This window comes from Xanthomonas sp. NCPPB 3442 (genome assembly GCF_056725145.1).
In genome coordinates this window covers 658,087-673,087 of record NZ_CM161514.1, presented here as the reverse complement: position 1 = coordinate 673,087, position 15,001 = coordinate 658,087, and the positions used below count along the sequence as shown (strand labels likewise).

Annotated in this window: 13 protein-coding genes and 1 pseudogene; 10 read left to right on the top strand and 4 right to left on the bottom strand. The window is 65.3% G+C overall.

What is annotated here, in order from left to right; genetic code table 11:
* Positions 1 to 7 precede the first annotated feature (7 nt).
* The 4 genes from AC1POX_RS02945 (at position 8) to AC1POX_RS02930 (ending at position 3,301) form a co-directional block, all read left to right on the top strand.
* Complete coding sequence (locus AC1POX_RS02945; RefSeq protein ID WP_372356724.1) at positions 8 to 784, top strand: L,D-transpeptidase family protein; 777 nt, start codon at positions 8 to 10, stop codon at positions 782 to 784.
* Positions 781 to 2,097: an APC family permease gene (locus AC1POX_RS02940; RefSeq protein WP_014091259.1), complete on the top strand. Its 1,317-nt coding sequence runs from the start codon at positions 781 to 783 to the stop codon at positions 2,095 to 2,097. Before AC1POX_RS02945 ends, AC1POX_RS02940 begins: the two co-directional genes overlap by 4 nt.
* A gap of 199 nt (positions 2,098 to 2,296) precedes the next feature.
* On the top strand, positions 2,297 to 2,794 hold the full coding sequence (locus AC1POX_RS02935; protein WP_014091260.1) for a hypothetical protein: 498 nt from the start codon (positions 2,297 to 2,299) through the stop codon (positions 2,792 to 2,794).
* A 174-nt stretch (positions 2,795 to 2,968) separates the two neighbouring features.
* Positions 2,969 to 3,301 carry a hypothetical protein gene (locus AC1POX_RS02930; protein ID WP_014091261.1) on the top strand — a complete coding sequence of 111 codons (333 nt, stop codon included), beginning with the start codon at positions 2,969 to 2,971 and terminating at the stop codon, positions 3,299 to 3,301.
* Positions 3,302 to 3,355: 54 nt separating this feature from the next.
* Here AC1POX_RS02930 and yiaA read toward each other — a convergent pair.
* Positions 3,356 to 3,789, bottom strand: a pseudogene (gene yiaA / locus AC1POX_RS02925) (inner membrane protein YiaA).
* Between the two features lie 182 nt (positions 3,790 to 3,971).
* On the opposite strand from yiaA, the gene AC1POX_RS02920 reads away from it, so the two are divergent.
* Positions 3,972 to 5,150, top strand: coding sequence for a PQQ-dependent sugar dehydrogenase (locus tag AC1POX_RS02920; RefSeq protein ID WP_372356723.1), 1,179 nt, complete (start codon positions 3,972 to 3,974; stop codon positions 5,148 to 5,150).
* 171 nt (positions 5,151 to 5,321) lie between these two features.
* Here the strand turns inward: AC1POX_RS02920 and AC1POX_RS02915 are convergent, their stop codons facing one another.
* The 3 genes from AC1POX_RS02915 to tsaD all read right to left on the bottom strand — a co-directional run bounded on the left by AC1POX_RS02915 (position 5,322) and on the right by tsaD (position 9,224).
* Positions 5,322 to 7,493: a glycoside hydrolase family 3 N-terminal domain-containing protein gene (locus AC1POX_RS02915; protein ID WP_014091264.1), complete on the bottom strand. Its 2,172-nt coding sequence runs from the start codon at positions 7,491 to 7,493 to the stop codon at positions 5,322 to 5,324.
* 228 nt (positions 7,494 to 7,721) lie between these two features.
* Positions 7,722 to 8,078: a dihydroneopterin aldolase gene (gene folB, locus AC1POX_RS02910; RefSeq protein ID WP_008577426.1), complete on the bottom strand. Its 357-nt coding sequence runs from the start codon at positions 8,076 to 8,078 to the stop codon at positions 7,722 to 7,724.
* Positions 8,079 to 8,162: 84 nt separating this feature from the next.
* Positions 8,163 to 9,224, bottom strand: a complete 1,062-nt coding sequence (gene tsaD, locus AC1POX_RS02905) for a tRNA (adenosine(37)-N6)-threonylcarbamoyltransferase complex transferase subunit TsaD (protein WP_031425137.1) — start codon at positions 9,222 to 9,224, stop codon at positions 8,163 to 8,165.
* Positions 9,225 to 9,502: 278 nt separating this feature from the next.
* On the opposite strand from tsaD, the gene rpsU reads away from it, so the two are divergent.
* The 5 genes from rpsU (at position 9,503) to AC1POX_RS02880 (ending at position 14,942) form a co-directional block, all read left to right on the top strand.
* The gene (gene rpsU / locus AC1POX_RS02900) at positions 9,503 to 9,718 is read left to right on the top strand and encodes a 30S ribosomal protein S21 (RefSeq protein ID WP_002808376.1); all 216 of its coding nucleotides are present in this window, start codon (positions 9,503 to 9,505) and stop codon (positions 9,716 to 9,718) included.
* A 263-nt stretch (positions 9,719 to 9,981) separates the two neighbouring features.
* Positions 9,982 to 10,428, top strand: coding sequence for a GatB/YqeY domain-containing protein (locus tag AC1POX_RS02895; protein ID WP_011348832.1), 447 nt, complete (start codon positions 9,982 to 9,984; stop codon positions 10,426 to 10,428).
* A 565-nt stretch (positions 10,429 to 10,993) separates the two neighbouring features.
* Complete coding sequence (locus AC1POX_RS02890) at positions 10,994 to 11,956, top strand: YihY/virulence factor BrkB family protein (protein WP_481108595.1); 963 nt, start codon at positions 10,994 to 10,996, stop codon at positions 11,954 to 11,956.
* An 81-nt stretch (positions 11,957 to 12,037) separates the two neighbouring features.
* Positions 12,038 to 13,786, top strand: a complete 1,749-nt coding sequence (dnaG, locus tag AC1POX_RS02885; RefSeq protein WP_008577436.1) for a DNA primase — start codon at positions 12,038 to 12,040, stop codon at positions 13,784 to 13,786.
* A gap of 109 nt (positions 13,787 to 13,895) precedes the next feature.
* Positions 13,896 to 14,942: a bile acid:sodium symporter family protein gene (locus AC1POX_RS02880; protein WP_057680838.1), complete on the top strand. Its 1,047-nt coding sequence runs from the start codon at positions 13,896 to 13,898 to the stop codon at positions 14,940 to 14,942.
* Positions 14,943 to 15,001 lie beyond the last annotated feature (59 nt).

Below are 15,001 nucleotides of genomic sequence, written 5' to 3'. Positions count from 1 at the left end.
AGCCTGCATGCGCCTTGCCACCGTGTTTCGATCCCTTGTGCTGTTGGCGCTGACAAGCTGTAGCAGTCTCTCCATTGCGGCCAGCCCGGTCGATGCGTTGAATCAGGCACGCACGTTGATCGTGGTGACCACCGCGGACTGGAACAGCACCCAGGCGCGTCTGCACGCCTTCACCCGTGTGGATGGCAAATGGCAACCGGCTGCCCGGAGCTTTACCGTCGCGCTCGGGCGGCATGGCAGTGCCTGGGGCGAGGGCCTGCATCCGGCGCAGACGCAAGGCCCGCAGAAGCGCGAAGGCGATGGCCGCAGCCCTGCCGGCGTCTTCGCCATCGGCCCGGCGTTCGGCTATGCCTCGAAGATCGACAGCGCGATGCCGTACCAGGCGATGAGCGCCACCCACTACTGCATGGATGTGCCCAGCTCGCCGCTGTACAACCGCATCGTCGATGCCGCGCAAGTGGGCGAGGCCGCCGTCGCCGGCTCGACCGAGCCGATGCGTCTGGATCTGCGCCACCCAGGCGATGCGCGCTACAGCGAGGGTTTCGTGATCGCGCACAACCCCAAGGCCATTCCCGGGCGCGGCAGCTGCATCTTCGCGCACTTGTGGCGCACGCCGGGCCAGTTCACCGCCGGCTGCACTGCGATGGCGGCGGCCGACATGCAACGCCTGCTCGCCTGGCTGAAGCCGGAAGATCGCCCGTTGTTCGTGCTGCTGCCACGCACCGAATACGCACGCCTGCACACTGCATGGCAATTGCCTGCACTGACCGAGGACGCGCCATGAGCACGCCGCAACCTGCGCCGGACGCGACGGGGTTGGTCCGTGTCGTCAGCCGATGGCAGATCGTCGGCCTGTCGATCAACGATGTCATCGGCAGCGGCATCTACCTGCTGCCTGCCGCAACCGCCGCGCTGCTCGGGCCGATGAGCCTGTGGGCCGTGATGCTGGCCGGCCTCGCGGTCGCCTTGCTGGTGCTGTGCTACGCGCAGGCGGGCAGCTACTTCGATACGCCGGGCGGCAGCTATCTCTATACGCGCGAAGCATTCGGCCCGTTCGTCGGTTTTCAGATTGGCTGGATGATCTGGCTTACCCGCATCAGCTCGGCCGCCGCCTTGAGCAATGGCCTGGCCGACGCAGTGGCGCGGTTCTGGCCCACCGCCTCCACCGATCCCTGGGCGCGCTTGCTGGTGGTCGTCGGCTCGCTGGGACTGCTCACCGCCATCAACGTGATCGGCGTGAAGTCGGCCGCGCGCACCGGTATCGCGCTGGTCATCGGCAAGCTGGTGCCGTTGTTGCTGTTCGTGGCGATCGGCCTGTTCTATGTCGATTGGTCGTGGGCCTTTGCCGGCACCGCTCCCGATCTGCGCGACCTGGGCAATCTCGGTGAAGCGGCCTTGCTGCTGCTGTTCGCCTACGCGGGTTTCGAAAACATTCCGGCGGCCGCTGGCGAATACCGCAACCCGCGGCGCGATGTGCCATTTGCGTTGATCACCATGATCGTCACCGTCACCCTGATCTACGCCGCCGTGCAGGTGGTGGCGCAAGGCACCCTGCCCAACCTTGCGGCCTCGCCGACGCCGCTGGCAGATGCCGCAAGCCGATTCGGTGGCGAAGCGTTGGCACTGATCCTGACCGTGGGTGCCACCATTTCCATCCTCGGCACCACCAGCAACACCGTGATGCTCGGCCCGCGCTTTCTGTTTGCGCTTGCGCGCGATGGCTATGGCCCTGCGTTTCTCGCACGCGTGCATCCGCGCTTCCACACGCCCGCCGCGGCGGTGCTGACGCAGGGTGCGTTGTCGCTTGCATTGGCGTTGTCGGGATCGTTTACGCAGCTGGCATTGCTGTCGATGGTCACCCGCCTGTTCGCCTACATCGGCACCGCCGCAGCAGTGATCGTGCTGGCGCGCAGGTACCGGCAGCGCACCGACACGTTGCGCCTGCCCGGCGGCCCGGCCATCCCCATTGCCGCCTTGGTGCTGTCGCTGGGCCTGCTGGCCAGCGCCAGTTGGCAGAATCTGGCCGCAGCAGGCGTCGCACTTCTGGTCGGCTGGGTGTTTTATCTGTTTCCGCGCAAGCAGGTCGAAAGCGGCTGAGGGCACGACGAACTGCGGTTGAGCAGCCTTCGAGGCGGCATGCGCGCACGAACGCATGTTTGCTGCACGTTCCCGTCCATCGGGCAGTGAGCCGCGCGCCCGGCGATGACCTGCGATTTCGCGGCATGCTCGCGCAGCGCTCACGCACACCTAACCGCGCGCACCCAACGCTGCGCTTCTACCTGCATGGGAGCTTGCGATGAAACTGCGCCATGTCTACAGCACCGCCGATCTCGACAGCGCCCAGCGCGTGCTGCAGGCCGCGCGCAGTACCGGCATCGACAATGATGCGCTCTCGTTGATTGCCCGCTCCGATATCGAGCTGCAGGAGGTGCCGGACGAACGTAAGGACGTCAAGACCGACTTCCTTCCCGCTGCCGCACGCGGCGCCGCCACCGGCGGTGCCGCCGGCCTGGTGGCTGGCCTGGTCGCCATCGCAGTACCGCCGATCGGGCTGACCTTGGCCGGCGCGGGCGTCATGGCACTGGCTGGTGCGCTGGTCGGCAGCTGGTCGTCGGCGTTGATCGGCGCCACGGTGCCCGATCCGGTGCGTCGTCAGTTCGAAGATCAAATCCAGGCCGGGCGCGTGCTGGTGATCATCGACGCAGAGCAGCCGGCGCTCCAGGACGCCGAGGCCGCCCTGGTGGCGGCAGGTGCCACCCCATTGCCGTATGAAGCGGCCTCAGCGACCACGTGAAGCGATCGACCAGGCGCCTGCCATGCCGCGCAACGCTGCAGCGATCGCGCGTTGAAAAGCGTGGCCGACGCCGCCCTTCGAGCCTGCTGCATTGATGTACTCCTCACCTGCCCTGGCAATGAAATTAACGGCGATCGGCCTAGGGTAATTCGCACATCCACCACGGAGACAGGCATGAACGTGCCGTATCAGATTCCGGGCCGGGCACCGGACGAAGACCGCAGTCAGAACATATCGACGTATTGGCGCGAACGCTTCACCGAAGAGCCGTATTACACCGAAGGCGATCGCTACGAAGACTACGAAGGTGCTTATCTGGCAGGCCATGAAGCGCGTATCCGCGACAACGCGCGCGCGTACGATCAGGTCGAAGCCGAGTTGCATCGCGATTGGGAAGCCAAGCGCGGCACCTCGTCGCTGAGTTGGAGCAAGGCGCGACATGCCGTCAAGCGCGCCTGGGAAAACGCAGCCGATTTCGTCACCGGCGACGATACGCATAAGCGCTGAGACGACAACGCCACCGTCAAGGTGGCGTTGTTGCATCTTACGATCTGCAATGGTTCAGTCGAGTTCTGGCGGCACGCTACGCGCACTGCGCGGCGCGTCGGTGATCTCCATCGCATCGCGGGTATTGTTCTGCACCGCAACCGCACCGAACAGGCTCAAAGCATATGCCATGGCATAAAAGCTTTTTCGCTCAGCAACAGCGTGGCATTGATCAGGCCGATGGTCAGCAGCACCAATGCGACGATCAGCGAAAACCAGCAAATGGCGTAGTACAAGCCAGTGACCGGAATCCCATCGGCACGGTCACGCACGCTCTTCTGCAATGATACCGATGCGAATAAACCGAACAGTAGCAGCGTGAAGTAGTAACCCTTTTCGTTGAGCAACCTCTCGGCATTCCACAACTCGATCAGATATGCCGCACTGCCTAGCAACAAGGCGGTCCAGGATGCAGTGATAAAAGCAGGCGAGGTTTTTTGCGTGGCTATGGAAACGTCTTTCCATGGTGAAACGATGCAAGACATACAACGATGTGAGACGCGGGCGTCGTGCAGACAGTGATCTGCAACAAGGGTGCCCCCGGCGACGTCGTGTAAGGTACTTGAAAACCCGACGCGGGACACGTTGCGGGAGGGCTGCAACGTACCGTGCCCATCCCCAGGAGGACCCCATGTCTGTCCGTCGTCTGCTTGCCCTGGCCTGCTCGGCCACCCTGTTTACTGCCGGCACTGCAGTTGCTGCGCCCGCAGCCGCCCCCGCGGCCTCCATTCCCAAGGCACAGTGGCCATTTCAGGCCACCACGGTCGCCGATTTCGACGAACCGTGGGCAATGACCTTTCTGCCCGATGGCAGCTTGCTGGTCAGCGAAAAGCGCGGCGCCTTGATGCGACTGGACTTAAAGACCAAGCGCAAGAGCGCCATTACCGGTATTCCGGCCGTTGCTTATGGTGGCCAGGGCGGTTTCGGCGATGTGCTGGCGCATCCGCGCTTCGCCAAGAACGGGCTGGTCTACGTGAGTTATGCCGAGCCCGGCGAGGGCGACACGCGGGGTGCCGCGGTGGCGCGCGCCAAACTCACGCTGGATGCAACCGGCGGCGGCACGCTGTCGGACCTGAAGGTGATCTGGCGCCAGGATCCCAAGGTCACCGGCAATGGCCACTTCGGGCATCGGCTCGCGTTCGGGCCCGATGGCAAACTGTGGATCAGCTCCAGCGAACGGCAGAAATTCACTCCTGCCCAGGACATGAAAGCCAACCTCGGCAAGCTGATCCGGCTCAACGACGACGGCAGCGTACCGACCGACAACCCGTTCGTTGCGCAAGGCGGCGTTGCTGCGCAGGTGTGGTCGTTGGGTCACCGCAATATTCTTGGTCTGGCCTTCGACAGCAGGGGCCGCCTGTGGGAGCACGAAATGGGCCCGCTCGGCGGCGATGAGTTGAACCTGATCCAGCGTGGCGCCAACTATGGCTACCCGGTCGTCTCCAACGGCGACAACTATGACGGCACGCCGATCCCCGACCACGACACGCGCCCGGAATTCGCCGCGCCCAAGATCAGCTGGACACCGGTGATTTCGCCGGCAGGCTTTGTGATCTACAGCGGCAAGCAGTTCCCGGCGTGGCGCGGCAATGGCTTCATCGGTGGGCTGTCGTCGATGGCGCTGGTGCAGGTGTCGCTGGGCGACAAGCCGCGCGAAGTGGCGCGTTACGACATGGGCGCACGCATCCGCGAAGTGGAGCAAGGTCCGGACGGCGCGCTCTGGCTGCTGGAAGACGAAGCCAGTGGCAGCACCGGACGTCTGCTGAAGCTGACGCCCAAGAGCAAGGCCGCGGTCGAGAACGACGCTTGATCGATTCCGCAGCATGAGCCGGTGTAGCTGACGCAGCGCACCGGCAGGCGCGATGACGGCATGAACAGTCGTCATCGCGTCTGAGCACCGCATCAGCGGGTGCTTCGTGCTGTAGCCGTGGTCATCCGTTCGCACGATAGCCGCTGGCTGTCGGTGCCAAGCGCGCCGCTATCAGCGCTCCAGCAGCTCGAAGCTGACGGCCTCGCCGCTCTTGGCCGACGCGCACACCCATAGATCGAACAGACCCGGCTCCGCACCGAAGATGCCCTTGTGGTTGGTGAATGCCAGCGCGTCGCGCTCCAGTGTGAACACCACCTCCTGGCTCTCGCCGGGCTGCAGCAACACCTTGCGAAATCCCTTGAGTTCGCGCACCGGGCGCACGCGGCTGGCCACGCGATCGTGCACATACAACTGCACCACTTCCTCGCCGGCGACCTTGCCGGTGTTGGTGACGCGCGTGGTAATGGTCAGTGTCTCATCCCAGCCGAGTTGCGCCGCGCTCAACTGCGGCTGCGCATACGCAAAGGTGGTGTAACTCAATCCATGTCCGAACGGATACAACGGTTCGTTTGGCATCTCGCGCCAACGCGCCTTGTACTCGGACAGGGCCGGCAATTCCGGGCGCCCGGTGCGCAGATGGTTATAGAAATACGGCTGTTGCCCGGTCACCTGCGGGAAGCTGATCGGCAGACGCGCCGACGGGTTGTAGTCGCCGAACAGCACATCGGCCACGCCGGTCCCGGTTTGCGTGCCCAGATACCAGGTCACGGCAATCGCATCGGCATCGCGCACCGCACCACTCAAGGCCAGCGCGCGGCCATTGCGCAACAACACCACCATCGGGGTACCGGTCGCTGCAATCGCTTCGGCCAGTGCCTGTTGCGCCGGCGGCAAGGTGATTTCGGTGCGCGATTGTGCCTCGCCACTGAAACGCTGCGGCTCGCCCAACGCCAGCACCACCACATCGGCCGCCTGCGCTGCATCGATCGCAGCGGAAATGCCACCCGGCAGCGCCTCTTCCAGTCCGCAACCGGCCACCACGCTCAGATCTTCAGTGCCGACCACCGCACGCACGCCCTGCTCCAGGGTCACGTAGCGTTCCTTGTCGCCGAACAAGGTCCAGCAGCCCTCGATGTTCTCGCGGTCCTGCACGAATGGGCCGATCAACGCGATGCGCTGGCCGCTCTTCTTCAGCGGCAACACGCCGCCTTCGTTTTTCAACAGCACGATCGAACGCCGCGCCGCATCGCGCGACAGCGCATCGTGCGCCGGCAGGTGCGTGGTGTCGGCTTCGCGCGCCGGGTCCAGCGAGCGGTACGGATTGTCGAACAGCCCGATCGCGTCCTTCAGCTGCAGGATGCGCCGCACGCTGGCATCCAACGCGGCCATCGGCACCTCGCCGCTTTCCACCAGCGCGGGCAGATGCGCGGCATAAAAGCCGCTCTGCATGCTCAGGTCCAACCCGGCCAGGAAGGCCTTCTTGGTCGCGTCGCGCTCATCGGCGGCGTAGCCATGGGCGATCAATTCCATGTCGGCGGTGTAATCGGAAATCACCACGCCGGGGAATTGCCATTCCCCGCGCAGGATCTCGGTCAGCAACTCGTGGTTGGCGCTGGCCGGCACGCCGTTGATGTCGTTGAAGGACGACATCACGGTCAACGCGCCGGCCTCGAAAGCGGCCTTGAACGGCGGCAAGTGCACATCGCGCAGCGTCTGCGGCGCGATGTCGACGGTGTTGTATTCCATGCCCGCCGCCACTGCGCCATAGGCGGCGAAATGCTTGGGCGTGGCCAACAGGCAATCGTGGGCGGTCAGGTCGCTGCCCTGGAACCCGCGCACACGGGCAGCGGCAAAGGCGGCGCCCAGCATCACGTCTTCGCCGGCACCCTCGGCACCACGGCCCCAGCGCTGGTCGCGGGCGATGTCCACGGCCGGCGCGTAGGTCCAGTGCAGGCCGGCAGCGGTGGCCTCGATCGCGGTGGCGCGCGCGGTGCGCTCGGCCAACGCCGGCTCGAAACTGGCCGCCTCGCCCAGCGGGATCGGGAACACCGTGCGCATGCCGTGGATCACGTCGGCGGCCAGGATCACCGGGATCCCCAGGCGACTCTCTTCCACCGCGACTTTCTGGATCTGCACGCCCAGCGCGGCGCCCACCCCGTTGAACAGCGAGCCGACCCGACCCAGGCGCACCTGCTGCAGCACCTCGTCGGCATTGAGCACGTTGGCCTCGGGATTCACGTCCGGCGCGAACGGCCGCACCATGTCGGCGAACACACCCAACTGTCCGACCTTCTCTTCGACGGTCATCCGGGCAATCAGGGTTTCGATGCGATCAGCAGCCATGAGATCCTTGAGAAAACGTTTACATGGCCGTCAATTCTAGCCTGACGCACCTGCGCGCAGGCAAGTTTCGAGGGCCGGGAGTGGGATTTGGTGATTTGTAGAGGCCGGTTGCAACGCACAGTGCGCGCCAGAATGCCGCAGCGGCGCAGCCCTCTCCGCCAGGCGCCTCCAGCCCTCCCGGCTTCCGCCATGGAGTGAATGGCCGGCAGGAGGGTGCGCAGGCGGCGATCAGACCGCTCGTTCCCGTTCGATGATCACGCCCACCGCCTGCGCGCCGCGCACCGCCCCCGGCTTGCTCAGCTTCAAACGCAGCCAGTGCACGCCGAATTCGTCCAGCACGAGCGCCGCGCAGCGCTCGGCCAGCGTCTCCACCAGCCCGAAGTCCGAGGTTTGCACGAACTCGATCAAGCGTTTGCTCACCGCCTTGTAGTTCAACGTATCGGCGATGTCGTCGCTGGCCGCCGGAATGCGGTTGTCGAACCCCATTTCCAGATCGAACCGCAAGGTCTGCCGGATGCGCCGTTCCCAATCGTAGATGCCGATCAGCGCATCGATGTCGAGACCTTCAATAAACACTTTATCCATGGGGAATCGGGAGTCGGGAATAGGCAATGGGGAGGAGCAAAGACAACAGCGCACGTACGGACAGGATCGGCGTAAAGCTCTTCACTATTCCCGATTCCCCACTCCCGATTCCCGCGCCGCCGCCAGCGGCGGCAAGCCCGCCATATCCCACCGCGGCGTCACATGCACCGCCGCATCCGCATGCTCGCCGGCCTGCAGCCGCAGCGCGCCGGCGAAGGCGATCATCGCGCCGTTGTCGGTGCACAACGCCGGGCGCGGGAAGCAGACCCGGCCGCCGCGGCGCTGGGCGGCCTCTTGCAGGCGCGCGCGCAAGCGCTTGTTTGCGCCCACGCCGCCGGCCACCACCAAGGTGTTGCAGCCGGCCGCGTCCAGCGCGCGCAGGCACTTGATGGCCAGGGTTTCCACCACCGCGTCTTCGAAGCCGCGCGCGATGTCCGCGCGGGTGGTGTCGGACTGGTCGCTGGACCGCCAGGCCAGCAGCACCTGGGTCTTGAGCCCGCTGAAACTGAAATCCAGGCCGGGCCGGTCGGTCATCGGACGCGCGAACTTATAGCGCCCCGGCGTACCGGTTTCGGCCAAGGCCGCCAGCTGCGGGCCGCCCGGGTACGGCAGGCCCATCATCTTGGCGGTCTTGTCGAAGGCTTCGCCGGCCGCGTCGTCCAGCGTCTCGCCCAGCACTTCGTAGCTGCCCAGCGCCTTCACCGACACCAATTGGGTATGCCCGCCGGAGACCAGCAAGGCCACGAACGGCGCCTGCGGCGGGTCGTCCTCCATCAACGGCGCCAGCAGGTGGCCTTCCATGTGATGCACGCCGATCGCCGGCACATCCAGTGCCCAGGCCAGCGAACGCGCCACCCCGGCACCGACCAGCAAGGCCCCGACCAGGCCCGGACCGGCGGTGTAGGCCACGCCATCGAGTTCGTCGATCCTCAACCCGGCTTCGCCCAGGGTCTGGCGGATCAGCGGCAGCAGTTTGCGCACATGGTCGCGGCTGGCCAGCTCGGGCACTACGCCGCCGTATTCGGCATGCAGCGCAATCTGGCTGTACACCGCGTGGGCGCGCAGCGCCGGCACGCCCGACAATGCGGTGTCGTAGACCGCCACACCGGTCTCATCGCACGATGATTCGATCCCAAGGACTTTCACGGCAGCTCGGCATGCAGGGAGATGCCACTATTTTCGCAGCTTTTGCACTGCGCAGATCGGCCGATTCCCAGATGCTGCTCCGCCCTGCCGTGCCGGCCGCATATGGCCCGGGCGCACGCTTTATCAGTGTCGCGGCGGGAAATTCTGCAAGGGGCTTGCAGGTCGTCGGCAAGTCGTTATAATGCGCGGCTCGCCGGGGCAACCCGGAAATTCCGTCACGCGAGTCCGCTCGCACCCGCCCGGGGCTCCCGGACGGAAATCCCATTTCTGGAGAACACATGCCCAGCGTTAAAGTCCGCGAGAACGAGCCCTTCGAATTTGCGCTCCGTCGTTTCAAGCGCACCTGCGAAAAGGCCGGCGTGCTGGCCGAAACCCGCAAGCGCGAGTTCTATGAAAAGCCGACCCAGGAGCGTAAGCGTAAGGCTGCCGCTGCCGTGAAGCGTCAGCTGCGTCGTTCCTCGCGCGACGTCACCAAGCGCCAGCGCTTGTACTGATCGAACGCGGTTCCTTGCCGGTAGGTCTGCGCTGAAGGCGCGACCTGGCGGGAGCGAACCCAAGAGCCGGCACGCGCAAGCGTCGCCGGCTTTTTGTATTGGCCTGCCACAAGGCATTGCGCTGGAGACATCAGGCAGTCTGCGCCGCGCGCGAGGCGCTGCAAGACATCTCTCCACGCACGCCCTGCCTCCGTTCGGCCGAGGTACCCAGCCCGCTTGGGCGCCTTGGCCACCACTCGATCCCTACACTCAGGAGTTACCGCATGTCCCTGAAGCAGCAACTCACCGATGACATGAAGGCCGCGATGAAGTCCGGCGACAAGCACAGCCTGGGCGTGATCCGGCTGATCAACGCCGCCATCAAGCAGAAGGAAGTGGACGAGCGCATCGAGATGGACGATGCCGCCGTGATCGCCGTGCTGGACAAGATGGTCAAGCAGCGCAAGGACTCGGTCACCCAGTTCCAAGCCGCCGCGCGCGACGACCTGGCGCAGATCGAGCGCGAGGAGATCGTGGTGATCGAGCGCTATCTGCCGGCCAAGATGGGCGAAGCCGAGATCGTGGCCGCCATCCGGGCCGCGATCTCCGAGACCGGGGCAAGCAGCCCGGCCGATATCGGCAAGCTGATGGGCGCACTCAAGCCCAAGCTGGCCGGTCAGGCCGACATGGGCTTGGTCTCGACCCTGGTCAAGCAGCAGCTGGCAGGCTGATGGATCGCCGCAGCGCCCTGTGCCACGGCCAGGGCGCTGCGACCGGTGCGCAGTGAGCGCTGCGGCACTGCCTGCCGCATCACCGAGCGGCTTTTCCAGTGGAAGGCGGACCTTCCAACGAACAGTGATGGTGCAAGACGCCGCTGGAGCGCCACGGCCCTTGCACATCTGCCACGCGCAACGCATCAGGCAAGGCGCAATGCCGTCTTCAGACGCGTCTAGCCCAGCATGCGGACCAAGCGCTCTGCACAGTCTGCGCTCTCGTCATCGCGTGGACAGCCGGCAGTGCCAGGCGCGGTCTGATACAGGTAGATCGGCATCTGGCGCACATTGAATGCGCTGACAGACACACCGCGCACCTTGCTCCCGACGAGCAACAGACTGCGCGTACCAGATGCGCCGCCTCCTGCTTTACCCATAGCGCGTGCGCGCTTTCACCCGTCCTTCGATCCGGCCCTGCTAGAACGGGTGCGCCAGCGCAGGCATGGGCAAGGTCCTTCCGCATACCGACCTTGCCCTGACGTCGCCTGCGCGCCAACGGTATGCGCCAAGGATTCTCCCGCCGGTGACGACGCTTTCATCCGCCTATCTGCACAAGCATCTGAGCCGTCTGCAGCGCAGCGTGCCGATGGCGCTGCTGAACCGCTTCATCGAGATCGACGTGATGACGCAGGCAGCGTCGCTGTCGTTCTATGCGCTGCTGTCGCTGGCCCCGTTGCTGGTGCTGCTGTTGTGGCTGACCGCCTCGCTCTATCCGCTAGCGCAAGAAGCGTTGGTGCAGCAAATCGGGCAATTGGCCGGCGGCAGCGCGGCCGAAGTCGCCCAGACCATCATTCGCAATGCCACCGATCAACCTGGCGTTGGCTCGCTGGCCGGCGTGTGGAGCACGCTGCTGCTGTTCATCGGCGCCACGGCGGTGTTTGCGCAGTTGCAGAACGCCTTGAACCTGATCTTCCGCACCGACAAGCAACGCCTGGACGGCTTGATGGCCTGGCTGCAGAAGCGGGTGTTCTCGTTCGGGGTGATCCTGGCGCTGGGCTTCTTGCTGATCGTGTCGATGATCGCCACCACCGCGTTGCAGGTGGTCTTTGCGCGCCTGCCCTCGGTCCTGCCGGCGGTCGGCTACGTGACCACGCTGGCCCTGTACTCGCTGGCGTTCGCGTTCCTGTATCGCTACCTGCCCGATCGCACCGTCGACTGGCGCCAGGCATTTTTGGGCGGCGTCATCACCGCGGTGTTGTTCGCGCTGGGGCGCTACGCCATCGGCGTGTACATCGCCACCGCAGCGCCGGGTAGCGCCTATGGTTCGATGGGGACATTGGTCATTTTGCTGGTGTGGATGTACTACGCCTCGGTGGTGTTCTTCGTCGGCGCCTTGATCACCGCGGTGATCGACGAGCGGGTGCGCTCGCATCGCAAGCTGCGCGAGGCGGGCGTGGACCCGGAGCATCCGCCGGTGATCGTGCCGCCTGCCGATGCGGCGCCTGCATCTTCAACGTCTGACTCGCACGCGCTGCCACGCGGCTGAGGACTGCTGCAAAGCCTGCCTCGCCGGCCTCGTCAGCGGGGGCGACGAAGTGCTGGCAGGCCGCTGGGATATCCTATCGGGATGGCCCGCATCCCCGACGCATTCATCGACGAACTGCTAGCACGCACCGACATCGTCGAGGTGGTGGGCGGTCGTGTGCCGCTCAAGCGTCAGGGCAAGGAATATTCGGCGCGCTGCCCGTTCCATGACGAGCGCTCGGCCTCGTTCACGGTCTCGCCGACCAAGCAGTTCTATCACTGCTTCGGCTGCGGTGCGCACGGTACCGCCATCAGTTTCCTGATGAATTACGACCGCCTCGAATTTCTCGATGCGGTCGACGAGCTGGCCAAGCGCGCCGGCATGGACATCCCGCGCGAGACCCAGCAACGCACCCCGCAACAGCAGGACGACAGCCGCGAGCTGTATTCGGCACTGGACGCGGCGACCAAGTTCTTCCAGCGCCAGCTCGAGGGCAGCGAACGCGCCCGCGACTATCTGGACGGTCGCGGCGTGGATGCCGACAACCGCGCGCGCTTCCAGATCGGTTACGCGCCCGATGGCTACAGCGCACTGAAGGACACCCTGGGCACCGATGCGCGCCGCATGAGCGTGCTCGAACGCGCCGGGCTGTTTTCCAAGAACGATCGCGGCCATGTGTACGACAAGTTCCGCGACCGGGTGATGTTCCCGATCTTCGACCGCCGCGGCCGCGTGATCGCCTTCGGCGGGCGCATCATGGGCGCGCCGGCCGATGGCCGCGACCCGGGTCCGAAGTACCTCAATTCGCCGGAAACCGCGCTGTTCCACAAGGGCCGCGAGCTGTATGGCCTGTGGCAGGTGCGCCAGGCCAATCAGAAGATCGAGCGGCTGATCGTGGTGGAGGGCTACATGGATGTGGTCTCGCTGTTCCAGTTCGGCGTGACCCAGGCGGTAGCCACGCTGGGCACCGCCACCACGCCCGAACATGCCGAGCTGCTGTTTCGCAACGCGCCGGATGTGTATTTCTGTTTCGATGGCGATAACGCCGGGCGCAAGGCCGGCTGGCGCGCACTCGAATCGGTGCTGCCGCGCATGAAGGATGGCCGCCAGGCGTTTTTCCTGTTCCTGCCCGATGGCGAGGACCCGGACACCATCGTGCGCAAGGAAGGCGCGCAGGCCTTCGATCAGCGCCTGAAGCAGGCCACGCCGCTGTCGCAGTTCTTCTTCGACGAGATGTCGCGTGAGATCAACCTGCACACGCTCGACGGCAAGGCGCGCCTGGCCGAACGTGCGCGCCCGCTGTTGGCGCAGATCCCCGAAGGTGCGTTCGGCGATCTGATGAAACAGGAACTGGCGCGCCTGACCGGGGTTGGTGCCACTGCGTCTGCGCAGCAGTCCGCACCCAGGCCACGGCCGCCCGCGCGCATGGGTGCGCCCACGCAGAAACGCAGCCTGGTGCGTGCGTCCATCGCCATCCTGCTGCAACGGCCGTCCTTGGCGATGAGCCTGGAGGGCGTGCATGATTTTTCCGGGCTGCGCCTGCCCGGGATCGACTTGTTGATGGAGTTACTGGACCTGGTGCGGCAACGCCCGGAAATCAGCACCGGCGCGCTGCTGGAGCACTTCGCCGAGCGCCAGGAGCTTGCTGCCTTGCAGAAGCTGGCGGCGCAGGAGCTTCCCGGCGACGAGCACAGTTGGACGCTTGAACTGCATGACGTCGTCGCGCAACTCGACAAGCAATTGCTGCGTCAACGCGTGGAGGAGCTGCAGGCCAAACAGCGCGCGCAAGGGCTGGACGACACCGACAAATACGAAATGCGCGAACTGCTCAAGGCGCTCGCAGCGTTGTGATGCAGTGCTGCCTGGCCGAAGGCAGCGCAAGGCCATCGCGCACTGCCGTGCCGTTTCAGGACTGACCGGTGACGTCGATGCCACAGCCAGGGCCTGCACGCATCGTAGAATGGCCCATACCAGGCGCAAGATCGCGCGCTACCGTTGGACCTCGATGAAGAAGCTGCTGGCGCGGTTGCGCATTGACCCCTTCACCCTCGCGCTGCTGTGCACAGTTGCACTGGCCTCGTTTCTCCCGGTCACGGGCACGGCTGCGGCGGTCATGGACGATGTCACCGACGTGGCGATCGCGGCGCTGTTCTTCCTGCACGGCGCGCGGCTGTCGCGCGAAGCGGTGAAGGCCGGCGCGTTGCACTGGCGCCTGCATCTGGTGATTCTGGGCTGCACCTTCGTGCTGTTCCCGCTACTGGGGCTGTTGTTCAAACCACTGGCGCATCTGGCACTGACGCCGGAGCTGTATGTCGGCGTGCTGTTCCTGTGCGCGTTGCCGTCCACGGTGCAGTCCTCGATCGCGTTCACCTCGATGGCGCGCGGCAATGTGCCGGCCGCAGTCTGCGCCGCTTCGCTTTCCAGCCTGCTGGGCGTGTTTTTCACCCCGTTGCTGATGGGCGCACTGGTCGGCAGTCAGGGCGCCATGGCGCATCCGGCCGAAGCGATCGGCAAGATCCTGCTGCAGTTGCTGGTGCCGTTTCTGGCCGGCCATTTCATGCGTCCATGGATCGGCGGCTGGGTCGAACGTCACCGCGCCGTGCTGCGTTACACCGATCAAGGCACCATTCTGCTGGTGGTCTATACCGCCTTCAGTGCATCGGTGAACGAAGGGCTGTGGCAGAAGACGCCGCTGCCTGCACTGCTGGCGGTACTCGGCGCTGCAGCGTTGTTGCTGGCCATGGCGATGCTTTCGATCACCTTCATCGCCCGGCGCCTGCACTTCAGCCGCGCCGATGAAATCGCCATCGTCTTCTGCGGCTCGAAAAAGAGCTTGGCCACCGGTGTGCCGATGGCCAAGGTGATGTTTGCCGGCGGCGGGCTGGGCGCGATCGTGTTGCCGATCATGCTGTATCACCAGTTGCAGCTGATCGTCTGCGCCGTTGTGGCCGCACGGTATGCGCGCAGTGCATCCGGCCAGCCGCAAGGCGCAGCCGAGCGTCATTGACGCTGCGCCACGCCAGCACCTGCCCGCTGCGTATCGCGTAACAGCAGTTCGCATCGCCG

What these genes read in the sequence shown, in the direction of transcription:
- AC1POX_RS02945 (WP_372356724.1), top strand. Translation starts at nt 8, where the DNA reads ATGCGCCTTGCCACCGTGTTTCGATCCCTTGTGCTGTTGGCGCTGACA.
- AC1POX_RS02940 (WP_014091259.1), top strand. Translation starts at nt 781, where the DNA reads ATGAGCACGCCGCAACCTGCGCCGGACGCGACGGGGTTGGTCCGTGTC.
- AC1POX_RS02935 (WP_014091260.1), top strand. Translation starts at nt 2,297, where the DNA reads ATGAAACTGCGCCATGTCTACAGCACCGCCGATCTCGACAGCGCCCAG.
- AC1POX_RS02930 (WP_014091261.1), top strand. Translation starts at nt 2,969, where the DNA reads ATGAACGTGCCGTATCAGATTCCGGGCCGGGCACCGGACGAAGACCGC.
- AC1POX_RS02920 (WP_372356723.1), top strand. Translation starts at nt 3,972, where the DNA reads ATGTCTGTCCGTCGTCTGCTTGCCCTGGCCTGCTCGGCCACCCTGTTT.
- AC1POX_RS02915 (WP_014091264.1), bottom strand. Translation starts at nt 7,493, where the DNA reads ATGGCTGCTGATCGCATCGAAACCCTGATTGCCCGGATGACCGTCGAA.
- folB (WP_008577426.1), bottom strand. Translation starts at nt 8,078, where the DNA reads ATGGATAAAGTGTTTATTGAAGGTCTCGACATCGATGCGCTGATCGGC.
- rpsU (WP_002808376.1), top strand. Translation starts at nt 9,503, where the DNA reads ATGCCCAGCGTTAAAGTCCGCGAGAACGAGCCCTTCGAATTTGCGCTC.
- AC1POX_RS02895 (WP_011348832.1), top strand. Translation starts at nt 9,982, where the DNA reads ATGTCCCTGAAGCAGCAACTCACCGATGACATGAAGGCCGCGATGAAG.
- dnaG (WP_008577436.1), top strand. Translation starts at nt 12,038, where the DNA reads ATGGCCCGCATCCCCGACGCATTCATCGACGAACTGCTAGCACGCACC.
- AC1POX_RS02880 (WP_057680838.1), top strand. Translation starts at nt 13,896, where the DNA reads ATGGCCCATACCAGGCGCAAGATCGCGCGCTACCGTTGGACCTCGATG.